Origin of the sequence: Streptomyces sp. BF23-19 (assembly GCF_041106355.1) — a bacterium.
GTDB lineage: Bacteria > Actinomycetota > Actinomycetes > Streptomycetales > Streptomycetaceae > Streptomyces > Streptomyces virginiae_A.
Map to the genome: position 1 here is coordinate 23,235 of NZ_JBGBPT010000097.1, position 11,306 is coordinate 34,540.

The 11,306-nt window shown below is 72.9% G+C and carries 13 protein-coding genes; 7 read left to right on the forward strand and 6 right to left on the reverse strand.

From position 1 onward, the window contains the following. Positions 1 to 55: 55 nt before the first annotated feature. Positions 56 to 475, forward strand: coding sequence for a hypothetical protein (locus AB8A24_RS36935; protein WP_369478682.1), 420 nt, complete (start codon positions 56 to 58; stop codon positions 473 to 475). 193 nt (positions 476 to 668) lie between these two features. On the opposite strand, the gene AB8A24_RS36940 is transcribed toward AB8A24_RS36935, so the two are convergent. From AB8A24_RS36940 to AB8A24_RS36950, 3 genes are all read right to left on the reverse strand, one after another. Next, complete coding sequence (locus AB8A24_RS36940) at positions 669 to 1,178, reverse strand: GNAT family N-acetyltransferase (RefSeq protein ID WP_328964830.1); 510 nt, start codon at positions 1,176 to 1,178, stop codon at positions 669 to 671. A gap of 172 nt (positions 1,179 to 1,350) precedes the next feature. Then, on the reverse strand, positions 1,351 to 1,752 hold the full coding sequence (locus AB8A24_RS36945; RefSeq protein WP_369478683.1) for a hypothetical protein: 402 nt from the start codon (positions 1,750 to 1,752) through the stop codon (positions 1,351 to 1,353). A 122-nt stretch (positions 1,753 to 1,874) separates the two neighbouring features. Beyond that, positions 1,875 to 2,450 carry a DoxX family protein gene (locus AB8A24_RS36950; RefSeq protein WP_328964828.1) on the reverse strand — a complete coding sequence of 192 codons (576 nt, stop codon included), beginning with the start codon at positions 2,448 to 2,450 and terminating at the stop codon, positions 1,875 to 1,877. Between the two features lie 256 nt (positions 2,451 to 2,706). Between AB8A24_RS36950 and AB8A24_RS36955 the strand changes: the two genes are divergently transcribed. The 4 genes from AB8A24_RS36955 (at position 2,707) to AB8A24_RS36970 (ending at position 7,505) form a co-directional block, all read left to right on the forward strand. Next, positions 2,707 to 4,557 carry a diacylglycerol kinase family protein gene (locus tag AB8A24_RS36955; RefSeq protein WP_369478684.1) on the forward strand — a complete coding sequence of 617 codons (1,851 nt, stop codon included), beginning with the start codon at positions 2,707 to 2,709 and terminating at the stop codon, positions 4,555 to 4,557. A 1-nt stretch (position 4,558) separates the two neighbouring features. Next, entirely contained in the window at positions 4,559 to 5,539 is a 981-nt protein-coding gene (locus AB8A24_RS36960) for a YihY/virulence factor BrkB family protein (RefSeq protein WP_328964826.1), read from the forward strand. A gap of 186 nt (positions 5,540 to 5,725) precedes the next feature. Then, positions 5,726 to 6,538, forward strand: a complete 813-nt coding sequence (locus tag AB8A24_RS36965) for a phosphatase PAP2 family protein (RefSeq protein ID WP_369478685.1) — start codon at positions 5,726 to 5,728, stop codon at positions 6,536 to 6,538. Between the two features lie 115 nt (positions 6,539 to 6,653). Then, positions 6,654 to 7,505: a GNAT family N-acetyltransferase gene (locus AB8A24_RS36970; protein WP_328964824.1), complete on the forward strand. Its 852-nt coding sequence runs from the start codon at positions 6,654 to 6,656 to the stop codon at positions 7,503 to 7,505. Positions 7,506 to 7,675: 170 nt separating this feature from the next. Here the strand turns inward: AB8A24_RS36970 and AB8A24_RS36975 are convergent, their stop codons facing one another. The 3 genes from AB8A24_RS36975 to AB8A24_RS36985 form a co-directional block, all read right to left on the reverse strand. After that, positions 7,676 to 7,870 (reverse strand): hypothetical protein, encoded by a 195-nt coding sequence (locus AB8A24_RS36975; RefSeq protein WP_328964823.1) that lies wholly within the window; start codon positions 7,868 to 7,870, stop codon positions 7,676 to 7,678. A gap of 81 nt (positions 7,871 to 7,951) precedes the next feature. Next, positions 7,952 to 8,395, reverse strand: a complete 444-nt coding sequence (locus AB8A24_RS36980; RefSeq protein WP_328964822.1) for an SMI1/KNR4 family protein — start codon at positions 8,393 to 8,395, stop codon at positions 7,952 to 7,954. A 150-nt stretch (positions 8,396 to 8,545) separates the two neighbouring features. Continuing rightward, on the reverse strand, positions 8,546 to 8,905 hold the full coding sequence (locus AB8A24_RS36985) for a hypothetical protein (protein WP_030732855.1): 360 nt from the start codon (positions 8,903 to 8,905) through the stop codon (positions 8,546 to 8,548). A 236-nt stretch (positions 8,906 to 9,141) separates the two neighbouring features. On the opposite strand from AB8A24_RS36985, the gene AB8A24_RS36990 reads away from it, so the two are divergent. After that, entirely contained in the window at positions 9,142 to 10,320 is a 1,179-nt protein-coding gene (locus AB8A24_RS36990) for a glycosyltransferase (RefSeq protein WP_266387053.1), read from the forward strand. A gap of 50 nt (positions 10,321 to 10,370) precedes the next feature. Continuing rightward, on the forward strand, positions 10,371 to 11,234 hold the full coding sequence (locus tag AB8A24_RS36995) for an alpha/beta fold hydrolase (RefSeq protein ID WP_369478686.1): 864 nt from the start codon (positions 10,371 to 10,373) through the stop codon (positions 11,232 to 11,234). Positions 11,235 to 11,306: the final 72 nt, after the last annotated feature.

Here is an 11,306-nt window from a genome sequence, read left to right on the forward strand (position 1 = left end):
CCGACATTCTCCGGAACCGAACCCCTCTCCCCCACCTCGCACAGGAGTCATTCCCATGGTCCGCACCTCCCGCAAGCAGCGTTACGCGATGTTCGCCGTCTCGGCCGCGATCGTCGGAGGTGGCGTGCTGATCCCCACCAGCGCCTTCGCCGCCCCGACCACCGCAGGGACGACCGCGCTCGCCGCCGGACAGGTCGACCACGCAAAGAGCGGCCACGAGAACCACGCCACGAAGGACCACCGGGACAACAAGCGACACAACAACCACAAGGGCAACGACAAGGGCAAGAAGAACCAGAAGCACCAGGGCCGCAAGAACAAGGTCCGCGACGTCGAGAACATGCCCGGCTGCAAGTTCTACCAAGGCAAGGTCTACTGCGAACACAAGACCGACAAGGTCGACAAGCCCGCACCCGCACCGGCCCCCGCGCCCGCCCCGGCACCGGCCCCGGCCCCGGCCCCGGCCCCCCAGTAGAACCTCGCGCAGCGGAGCACCACCGCTCCCGGCGAAGCCGCGGCCAACGGCATGGCTCTCCGCACCCAACCTGTGGCACACGGTCACCCACGCGACCGATCAGCCCCTGCCGATCCCCCGACCGGGACCGGACAGGGGCCTCGGTCGTTCCGCCGACCCCACCGGGCCGGAGCTGCCGAGGTGGGTGCGATCCTCAGTTCAGCGCCGCACGGGGATCGATGCGCCAATGGTTCGTCTTCAGGACTCGGTCTGCGAAGGTCACGTCCCGCTCTTCGAGAAACTGGAATCCCAGCGAACGGCATATGCCGTTCGACGGGGCGTTCGTTGCCGCCGGGAAGGCGTGCACGAGCCCCCACCGGCCGTCGGCCCGGGCAAGCTCCAACAGTTCCCGCACAGCCCGCTTGCCCACCCCACGTCCCTGGAACTCCGGCAGTACCATCCAGCCGATCTCGGACATCTCCTCGCCGTCCTCCGAGTGAGACCAGAGAGTCACGGTGCCCGCCGGCACAGCAGGATCCGCCTCATCGAGAACGATCATTTTGATCCACTGAGTACCCGACTCCGCGCTCCGAACATCGCGACGGACCTTGTCCTCCATGCCTTCGCGCGGAAGTGGCCCACCGAGATCGATCATCATGGCCGGGTCGCACCGCATGCGTACGTAGGCATCCACATCGCCGAGCTGGACATCCCGCAGCTGCATCCCTACTCCTCTGTCGGCTCTCCATCTGATGCGTCTCGATCATCCTGGACGTACGTCGGATCGACGATGCCGGCAGGCGATACGGGTTCCGCTGGAAGCGCACGTCACGAGCTGTTCCCGCCGCTGACGTCGGCGGCGCCGGCGGCCCGTGACCACGCCTCGGTGGCGGCCATCAGTCGTCCCCGGGGCGGACCGCCCGCTCGTCCGGCCCGGTCCGCAGGTCCAGCATGGCGAGCAGGGCCGCCAGGTCGTCGGGGCCGGCGGTACGGGACGCAACCGCCTCGTGGGCCCGCTCGCGACGGTCGGCGGCGACGCCCGCAGCGGTGTCCCGGCACCGCGGTTCGCCCATGGCACCCGCTCCGGAACCGATCTCCCTGTCGGAGAACGACCGGTGCTCGGCGGCGCCTGCGCAGGTGGGGGCGATACCTGGGCGCCGGTGGCGCCGTGCGCTTCGGGCGCTCCGGGCGACGCCGGCCAGGATCTCCGCCAGGAAGCGCGGCCGAAGCGCACTCGGGCGGAGCAGCGGGATCGGGCCGACGGGTATCCGTAGGGCGTTGCGACGGGCGTCTGCCATGTCGTCCTCCTCGCCGTTCGGTCGGGGCGCTGGACCGATGGTGGCGGCCAGGACCCGGAGGTCGTGCGATGGGTAGCGCTGCCGGCCGGGGAGACCGGAGCGGGGTGGCAGTTCGGCCCGCCTCAGCGGGAGCCGGTGAGGGAGTCGGTGAGGGAGTCGGTGAGGGAGTCGGTGAGGGAGCTCGCGACCCCCTTGGCGTGGTGGACCGTACGCGCCGCGGCCGCTTCGACGGGGCGGCGGACGGCAGTCACCGGGTGCCGGTGGTCGAGCGCGTGCCGGGACCGGTAGGCGAGCGAGGGCTTGCCGTGGGTGTCCGCGGCGGCGATGAGGAGCCCTCCCAGCGTGGAGAGGTCGGTCAGGAAGTGGGCGCGCTGCCGCGTGCGCTCCTGCGGGTCCTCCACCGTCCAAAAGGCATGTGCGGTGAGGGAGGTCGGCACGAGCGTGGCTGCGAGCGTGAGCGCGCTCAGGCGCGGGGCACGCCCGGTCGCGAACATCAGACCCGCCGCGGCCTGGATCGTGCCGGTGACGCGCACCAGTTGGAGCGGATCTCCGGCAAGGGCCGGGATGCGCTTCCCGATCTCCCGGATGACCGGTCGGGCCACTTCCGCGACGGTCTCGGGGCGGCGCAGGGTGCGTAGGCCGCCCGTGACGAACGGGGCGGCGAGGAGGGGGCGGGCGAGCTTTCGTAGGACGGCCATGGCCCGCTGTTGCCCAAACCCCGCCGGTCCATCCGGGCGGAGTCACCCGGAGTGTCGGCCACCGGCCCGGCTGGACATCCGTGAGAGGGATCGGACCGTTGCGTTCTCGTGCGGACGTGAGGTCCGACGCGGCCGCGACGACCGGGACCGTGTGCGCCGCCGGCCGGGGCTCGCCCGGGGTCGAGGCGTCGGCGGGACGCATGACCGAGCCGGGGCGGGTAACACGCCGTCAATGAGCAACGCACACTCTGCAGGCGTGAGATCCGGCCGCCTCCTCCTCCTGCTGCCCTTGCAGGCGGCCTCGGTCGCCGGTCTGGGATTGCTGGTGACCGGGCCGCTGGCCGGCCGGTGGCCGCTCTCGGTGGAGGACGACGTCAACCGGGCCCTGGCGGACCGGCGCGAGACCCTCGTCACCGCGTTCTCGGAAGGGATGTCGCTGCTGGCCGCCACCGAGAGCATCGTCACGCTGACGCTCGTCGCCGTGTTGGCCCTGCTGCTCCTCCCGGGAGTGCCCCGGGTCCGCCGGTGGCGGGATGCCGCGTTCCTGGCCGGGTCCGTGGCCGCTCAGTCCGCGGTCTTCCTGCTCGTCACCCTGATGGTGGGTCGTGCCCGGCCCGACGTGCCGCACCTGGACGCGGCGCCGCCGACCTCCAGCTTCCCCTCCGGGCACGTCGGGGCTGCCACGGCGCTCTTCGGCGGAGTGGCCGTGCTCGCGGCCGGGCGGTTGCGCGGTGCCCGGCGCGCCCTGGTGGTGGGCCTGCTCCTGCTGGTCCCGCCGGCGGTGGCGGTCTCCCGGGTGTACCGGGGTATGCACCACCCCTCGGACGTCGTGGTGGGGCTGCTGAACGGCGGGTGCACCCTGCTGGTGACGGCGTACGCGCTGCTCCTGTCCACGCCTGGTACGGGCGCCCCGGCGGGCCTCCCCACACCCCGGACCCGCCCGGACGACACCCAGGGCACCCGCACCGCCACCCCGGTACCTGCCGCCGCTCCCGCCGGCCCGCGCCGGGCCGTGGTGGTCCGCCACCCGCACGGCTGCCGTGACGGCACGGCCGCCCGGGTGCGGGCCCTCCTACGCCGCCGCGGCTACACGGACCAGGTGTGGACCCCGACCACCGCCGAGGAGCCCGCGGGCGCACTCGCCGTCCGCGTGGCCGAGGCGGACACCGCCCTGGTGGTGGTCTGCGGAGGCGACGGCACGGTACGGGCCTGCGCCGACGTGCTGTCCGGCGGCGAGATCCCGCTGGCGATCGTCCCCTGCGGGACCGGCAACCTCCTCGCCCGCAACCTGCGGCTGCCCTCCGATCCCGACGCGGCCCTGCGGGAGGCCCTGGCCGGGACGACCGTCGGGATCGACCTGGGCCGGATCCACGGTGACGGACTCGCGCCGACCCGGTTCACGGTCATGGCCGGGGCCGGGTTCGACGCCGCCATGGTCCGGGACGCCTCCGCCCGGCTCAAGCGGCGCCTGGGCTGGGCCGCGTACGTACTCTCCGCCCTGCGCCACCTCGGCGATCCCCGGATGCGTCTGTCGGTCCGGCTCGACGGGGGCGCCCCGCTGGAGCGGCGGGCCCGCATGGTCGTCCTCGGCAACGTCGGCTCCCTGCAGGGCGGGCTGCCCCTCCTGCCGGACGCCCGCCCCGACAGCGGCCGGCTGGAGGTGGTGCTCCTCGATCCGCAGGGTGTCGCGGGGTGGCTCGCGGCGGCCAGGCACCTGCTGACCCGTTCGGCGGCGCGGGCATCCGGGCCGCGCCTCTCCGGCGGCCAGGACCGGCGGGCGGCGCGCGGTGCGTTGGAGTACTTCAGCGCCGAGCGGATCGACCTGCGCTTCGCCCGACCCCAGCCGCGCGAACTCGACGGCGACGCCTTCGCCGCCGGGACCCGGCTGACCGCCGAGGTCGAGCCGGGCGCGCTGCGCGTCTGCCTGCCCGTACGCGGGCCGGCCGAGCCGGTCGGGGCAGCCGGGGCGGCCGGGCCGGTCCGGGCAGCCGACGGGGCCGGGGCGCCCGAAGCGACCGGGGCACCCGACGTGACCGGGGAGCCCGGCGGGGCTCGACTCGGGGCCCGCCCACCCGCGCGGCTCGGCCGACCGGACGGGGTGCGTTGACATGGGCACTGCCACACGCGTACCGCAGCGCAGCGAAGTGGAGGCAGCGGAGGCCGAGTTGCGCATACGGGGCGAGGAGCTCTCCGCCGAGGAGGCGTGGGCCGCGCTGCGCCGCTACGGCGGCTGGAACCTCGTACGGGACTCCTTCGTACGGTTCCGGTACGCCGACGGGTTCAGCCACTCCCGGGCCCTCGCCCTCCAGACGGTCCTCGCGATCCTGCCGCTCGCCATCGCGCTCATCGGCCTGTCCGGCGTGCTGCACACCGAGGACATCGGCCGGATCGCGGAGCTGACGATCCGCCGGCTCGTCAGCGGTCCCAGCCAGGACGTCGTGGACGACGCCCTACGGGAGAGCCACCGCCAGGCCGGGGACGGCGGCGAGGTGGCCCTCTGGCTGGGCCTGCTGTTCTCGATCGCCAACGTCACCACCGGAATGTGCCAGGTCGAGCGCGGCGCCAACCGGATCTACGGCGTGGAGCGCGACCGCCCCTTCCTGCACAAGTACACCCGCGGACTGGTGATGGCGCTGTCGGCGGGGCTGCCGCTCGGGCTCGCCTTCTCGGTCACCGTGCTCGGCTCCGACCTGAGCCTCGCGATGACGGAGGTGTACCACCTGGGACCGACCACGCACCGGGCGTGGGACGTGCTGCGTTGGCCGGTGGGCATCCTGCTGGCCGTGGTGGCCACCAGCGTCGTCTTCCGCCGCTCCCCGCGCCGCACCCAGCCGGGCTACACCTGGCTCGCCTTCGGGGCCGCCGTCTACCTGGTGCTGTGGCTCGGCGCGACGTGGGCGCTGAGTCTGTACGTCGGGGTCGACAGCTCCTTCACCACCGTGTACGGGCCGCTCAGCGCGTTCATGGCACTGATGCTGTGGTCCTACCTCACCTCACTCGCCCTCTTCCTGGGCCTGTCCTTCGCCGCCCAGCTGGAAGCCGTGCGGGCGGGTGTGGCCGAGCCGGTCACGGCGGACCCGGGGATGTGAGGCACCGCCCCACGGGCCCGCCGGACCCTGCCCCACCGCACGGAGAAAGGAACCCCACCGACCATGACGGAGCGATCCGACCGACCCCGACCCCGGCCTCGATCCCGGCCCCGGCTCCGGCTCCGGCCCCGGCCCCGGCCGGGGCCCGGGCCCGGGCCCGGGCCCCGGCGGCTGCTCGCACGACTGATGTCCGCGCGGACCGGGCCCGACGCCCGGTTCGGCATGCGGCTGGTGGCGACCTCGGCCGCGACCGCGCTGGCGGCCGTGCCCTTCTCCATCGCGCTGGTCCTCGTGGAGTCGCGGTGGCCGCCGCTGCGCCGGCTCGACCAAGGCGCCGCCGAGTGGCTGCACCGCACCGCACTCGACCACCCCGCATGGGTCCGGGTGCTCGAATTCCTCACGCACGTCGCCTGGGGGCCGCTGACCATGCGGCTGTTGGTGGCCGCGGTGGTGGTGTGGCTGCTGTGGCACCGGGCGCTACGGCTGGCCGCCTGGGCGGCCGTGACCGCCGTCGCGGGAGGCCTCGTGGGCCTGCTGGCGAAGAACGCGGTCGAGCGCGCCCGGCCGCACCTGCCCGACCCGGTTTCCCAGGCGCCCGGTTTCTCCTTCCCCTCCGGGCACGCCATGACGGCCACCACTTCCTGCGCCGTACTGCTGCTGGTCCTGCTCCCGCTGGTGCCGCGCGCGTGGCGCCTACCGGCCTGGGCGCTCGCCGTGGCCGCGGTGCTCGGCGTCGGCGGCACGCGGGTCGCGCTCGGCGTGCACTGGGTGAGCGACGTGGTCGGAGGCTGGCTGCTCGGCCTCGCCGTGGTCACCGCCACCACCCTGGCCTTCGAGGCGTGGCGCGGCGACATCGGCCGCCCCCGCACCACGCCCGCCCAGGGCCTGGAACCGGAGCTGGTGACCGCCCACCCGGAACCGCCTGCCGGAGTCGGGGACGCCGCGACTTCCGCGCATCGGTCGACGGCACAGATCGACGAGCGATCAGCTGGTCGGTAGGAAGCTACCCAGCCGTGGAACGCGGACCGTCACCGCTACCGGGCGACCCTCCACCCTGCGGCGATCCCCATGTAATCCACGAGGTGATCCCCAACGACCGTCCTAGGGTGGGCGGATGAATGGGATACAGATCGTGGCCGACCAGGATGTGTGGCGAAGCGGGTTCGAGGATCGGGTGCTGGCCGGGTACCGGGCTGCCGGGTGCTCGGAGCCCCTGGCCCGAGCTCTGCTGGAGCGGGCGGTGGAGGGTATCGACGGTTGGACGGTGGCCACGGACGGCACCGGGTGGATCGCGGTCGGGGTGACCGAGGACAACGGTGCGACCGTGGGCCGGATCCATGATCTGACGGTGCCAGAGGGGCGTGCGTGGGCCGAACGGTGGTGCGCGGAGCACGGCGCGCGGCGGGTGGAGGTCCGGCTGACCGGCGGAGCGGGAGCGTTCGCCGACTACCCCGTGCGGGGGCAGATCCGGATGCGTGCCGCGGCCGAGCGGCCTGAGCTGCCATCGGGTCTGACCGTCCGTCGGCTCACGGAAGAGGAGTATCCGGGCTGGTACGCCGGCGAGGAGGCGGCGTACATCGCGGACATCGTTCGGGCCGGAGCACTGACTCCGGAGAAGGCCCGGGCGAAGTCGGACCAGGACTTCGCCCGTTACCTCCCACAGGGATACCTGACCCCCGGGCACGCCTTCTACGTGTTCGAGGCCGAGGGCCGGGCCGTCGGCACCGGGTGGGTGAACCACGGCTTCCTGCCGGGCGTGACCTTCGGATTCTCGCTGGAGGTGTACGAGGAGCATCGCGGCAAGGGCTACGGTCGGGCTGCGATGGCTGTCGGCGAGTGGGCCACCCGGCAGGGTGGCGACGAGGCGATGATGTTCAACGTCTTCGGCGGCAACGACACCGCGATGCGTCTGTACGACAGCACCGGCTTCGCCGTGTTGGACGAGTTCCGCTCGGTCGTCCTCTAGGCCGTCTCTTTCGGATCTTGTCGGCCCGAGCCCTCCGACACCGGACGACGTGGGCTCGGCCGCCACGATCCGAAAGGGACGATCCGGAGGAGGTCACCGATCGGTTCGAACGTGTGGTCGCCGGCAGCGAAACGCGCCGGCCCTCAGGGCCTCTCATGTGCCACCCGTCGCTACAGCGGCACGGCCAGGCGGGACGCGATGCGCAAGCGCATCTCCCGCGCAGCCTGACGGACCTCCTCGGGCTGCGCGTCGTCGTCGAGCACGCCGAGGAGGACCATCAAAGCTCTCGCCTCGTCCCCGCTCAGCAGTTTCAGGCGTGGTTCGGTGACCCCGTCGAGGAGGACATCCAACAGGTCTTCGGTCATGCCCGGAACAACGCACAGGCACCCCGTCCGTCACCCAGGCCGCCCGGAACGTGCCCGCGCGGCCCATCGGCAGGGTCGGTGCTACAGCTCGATCTTCCCTCTCAGCCGCCGTTCGAGGTACTTGGCCAGGCTCGGTGCCACCCAGGTGCGGCTGTCGTCCTCGTGGTTCCAGACGAAGACATCGGGCCGGTCGATCCTGGCCAGGAGCGCGAACAGGTCTCCGTTCCCCGCGTCCGCGAAGAAGAGCAGCGGGTCGAACGGCATGTACAGGGTGCTGAACGCGGCGTCCCCACGGAGGTTCTGATTCTCGGACGTGATGCATTCGGCGGACCAGATGAGCCCGTCGCCGTACTCGTCCTCGATGCCGTCGCTCTCTCGCAACAGGGCGGCGAGGTCCGTGGGCAGTGCATGGCCGAGGACCGTCGCACAGCGGAGCAGCGCCGACTCCGAAACCGGAGGCCGGAAGAGGGTCGTGCCGGGCAGGGCCGCGACGGCTTCGGTCCACACCGTTGACCTGGCCTCCATGAGCTGTGCCTTGTGATCGAGTCGGGCCTTCGGCCCCGCCGGCGGCCGACGGGGCCTGCGAGCGAACAGTACGGCCTCGGCCGGGACAGCTTCGCGCCGCCCGGTCCTCGGCAGCTCCCCCGCAGGCGCGCAGGTCCGGTCGGGGAGGGGTCAGGACGCCTTGTGGCGGCTCTCGGATTCGGCGTTGGCCATGGCTTCGGCTTCGCTTTCGAGCATCGCTATGGCCACGCCGAACGCCTGGGCGATGTGGCCGGCGGCCGACATGACACGCGCGGTGCCCACGACGGGGGCGATCGCGACGAGCACGTCCTGCAGCTGCTCGACGGTGAAGTCGGCCTTGACCGCGGGGCTGATGTGGGCGAGGTAGGAGATGGCCGGGGCGTCCATGGCGACGAGGGCGGCGATGCGGGTGGTGATGAGTGTCTTCTCGTCCATGCCGCAGTGCTCGATGGAGTCGATGGTCATCGCGGCGAGCGTGTCGAGAACGGGAGCGTCAGACCTGGTGGCCATGTCGGAACCGCCTTTCGGTGCTGAACGGAGCCGACCGCGCCGGCCCTGACCGCGGGACCAGGGGCGTGTCGGCGGGTTGCCGTTTCAGCGTAGGCGTCCGCCCAGGGCCGCGCCCGTTGGGCTGTCCGGGCGATTCCGGCCGCCGGGGCGCTGCGCCGACGAGCCGGTCGGGGGCCCTTCGCCGGTGCCCCCACCCGATCGGAGGTCGCGGACGGACCGGACAGTAGGGTTACCGGATGGACGCTTCCTCGCACCCCCGTCCCTTCCGCCTGCTCGTCACGGGCGGGGGGACCGGCGGTCACACCTACCCTGCTCTGACAGCGGTCCGCACGTTGCGTGGCCGCCTCGCGGCCGAAGGCGCCACTCTCGACGTGCTGTGGATCGGAACCGCGGACGGTCTGGAGGCGCGGGTCGCCCCGGCCGAGGGCATCGCGTTCCGGACGGTCGCCACGGGGAAGATCCGCAGATCGGCGAATCCCCTGAAGATGCTCTCGGCGGCGAACGTCAAGGACATGGCGCGGGTGCCGCTCGGAGTGGCCCAGGCCCGAACGATCGTGTCCGAGTTCCAGCCGGACGTGGTCCTGGCGACGGGCGGGTACGTGGCCGTTCCGGCCGGCCTGGCCGCCCGGTTGTGCAAGCGCCCGCTGGTCCTGCACGAGCAGACGGTCCGACTGGGACTGGCGAACCGGAAGCTGGCCGGCTCGGCGACGCGGATCGCCGTGTCCTCCGAGTCGTCGCTCCCGCTGTTGCCGGCCGAGGTGCGCGACCGGGCCGTGGTCACCGGTAACCCGGTGCGGCCCGAGATCCTGACCGGGCACCCCGACAAGGCGGTGCACACGCTGAATCTGACCGGCTTCGACCGGCGTCTTCCCACGGTCTACGTCACCGGCGGGGCGCAGGGCGCCCAGCAGATCAACGGCGTTGTGCGGGAGGTGCTTCCGTGGCTGCTGGGCCACGCGAACGTGATCCACCAGTGCGGCCCCGCCAACGTCGACGAGCTGCGTTCCGCCGCCGCCGCTCTCGATCCGTTCCTCGCGGGCCGGTACCACCTGACGGGCTTCGTCGGGCCGGAGTTGCCGGACGTACTGGCGCTCGCCGATGTGGTGGTGTCCCGGTCCGGGGCGGGGACGCTGGCGGAGCTGACCGCGCTGGGCAAGCCCGCGGTGTTCGTGCCGCTGGCCACCTCGGCCGGGAACGAGCAGGCGCACAACGCGAGGCACCTGGCGGATGCGGGCGCCGCGGTGGCCCTGCTCGGTGAGGTCACCGGGCGGTCCCTCGCGGAGGCGGTCGGTCCGCTGCTGACCGACCCCGCCGGGCGGACGGCGATGGCGGCGCGGGCCCGTGCGTACGGGCGGCCGGACGCCGCGGACCGGCTCGTGGACGTACTGCTGTCCGCGGCGGGGGCTTCCGACTGACCGGTGCCTCCCGTACGTGGGCATGATGGGACGGGCGAGGAGGTCCGGTGATGGCTGAGCGCGTGATCGAGGTGGACGGCATCGAGCTGTGCACCGAGTCCTTCGGCGATCCGGCGGATCCGCCCGTCCTGCTCATCATGGGCCTGGGAGCTTCGATGCTCTGGTGGGAGGAGGACTTCTGCCGGATGGTCGCCGCGGGCGGGCGGTTCGTGATCCGCTACGACCACCGCGACACGGGCCGGTCGGTCACCTACGAGCCGGGCCGCCCCGGGTACACCGGCGCGGACCTGGTCGCCGACGCGGCCCGCGTGCTCACCGCCCATGAGATCCCGGCCGCGCATGTCGTGGGCGTCTCGGCCGGAGGGGCGTTGGCGCAGCTGCTCGCGCTCGATCACGCCGACCGTGTCCGGTCGCTCGTCCTGATCAGCACGTCCCCCGCCGTGCCCGCCGACGGCGAGCTGCCCCCGGACCTGCCTCCGGACCTGCCTCCGCCGACCGAGGAGTTCGTCCGGTTCGCCTCGGCCGCCCGGGTCGACCGGTCGGATGTCGACTCGGTGATCGAGCACCAGGTGGCCTACGCGGGCGTGCTCGCGGGAGGGCGGCGCCCGTTCGACGAGGCCGCCGCCCGCGTCCTCGTCCGCCGCGATGTCGAGCGCGCGCACGATTTCGGCGCGGCCCGCAACCACGACGTGCTGACGGACGGCGCGGTCCCGCGGGCCCCCCTTTCCTCGATCGCCGTACCCACGCTGGTGATCCACGGGAGCGCCGATCCGATGTTCCCGCTCCGGCACGGTGAGGCGCTCACGGAACGGATCCCGGGAGCACGGCTGTTGGTCCTGGAGGACGCCGGGCACGGCGTCGATCGCGCCGACCGGGCGACCGTCGCCGCCGCAGTCCTCGACCACACCGCCTAGTGACCTGGTTTTGAGGTCTGGGCTCGCCCCATGAGGCGTGTTCTGTTTCAGATCTTGGGTTCCGCCTGACGG

Excerpts from the sequence above, each read along its gene's own strand:
- AB8A24_RS36935 (WP_369478682.1), top strand. The coding sequence starts at position 56 with ATGGTCCGCACCTCCCGCAAGCAGCGTTACGCGATGTTCGCCGTCTCG.
- AB8A24_RS36940 (WP_328964830.1), bottom strand. The coding sequence starts at position 1,178 with ATGCAGCTGCGGGATGTCCAGCTCGGCGATGTGGATGCCTACGTACGC.
- AB8A24_RS36945 (WP_369478683.1), bottom strand. The coding sequence starts at position 1,752 with ATGGCAGACGCCCGTCGCAACGCCCTACGGATACCCGTCGGCCCGATC.
- AB8A24_RS36950 (WP_328964828.1), bottom strand. The coding sequence starts at position 2,450 with ATGGCCGTCCTACGAAAGCTCGCCCGCCCCCTCCTCGCCGCCCCGTTC.
- AB8A24_RS36960 (WP_328964826.1), top strand. The coding sequence starts at position 4,559 with ATGGGCACTGCCACACGCGTACCGCAGCGCAGCGAAGTGGAGGCAGCG.
- AB8A24_RS36965 (WP_369478685.1), top strand. The coding sequence starts at position 5,726 with ATGTCCGCGCGGACCGGGCCCGACGCCCGGTTCGGCATGCGGCTGGTG.
- AB8A24_RS36970 (WP_328964824.1), top strand. The coding sequence starts at position 6,654 with ATGAATGGGATACAGATCGTGGCCGACCAGGATGTGTGGCGAAGCGGG.
- AB8A24_RS36975 (WP_328964823.1), bottom strand. The coding sequence starts at position 7,870 with ATGACCGAAGACCTGTTGGATGTCCTCCTCGACGGGGTCACCGAACCA.
- AB8A24_RS36980 (WP_328964822.1), bottom strand. The coding sequence starts at position 8,395 with ATGGAGGCCAGGTCAACGGTGTGGACCGAAGCCGTCGCGGCCCTGCCC.
- AB8A24_RS36985 (WP_030732855.1), bottom strand. The coding sequence starts at position 8,905 with ATGGCCACCAGGTCTGACGCTCCCGTTCTCGACACGCTCGCCGCGATG.
- AB8A24_RS36990 (WP_266387053.1), top strand. The coding sequence starts at position 9,142 with ATGGACGCTTCCTCGCACCCCCGTCCCTTCCGCCTGCTCGTCACGGGC.
- AB8A24_RS36995 (WP_369478686.1), top strand. The coding sequence starts at position 10,371 with ATGGCTGAGCGCGTGATCGAGGTGGACGGCATCGAGCTGTGCACCGAG.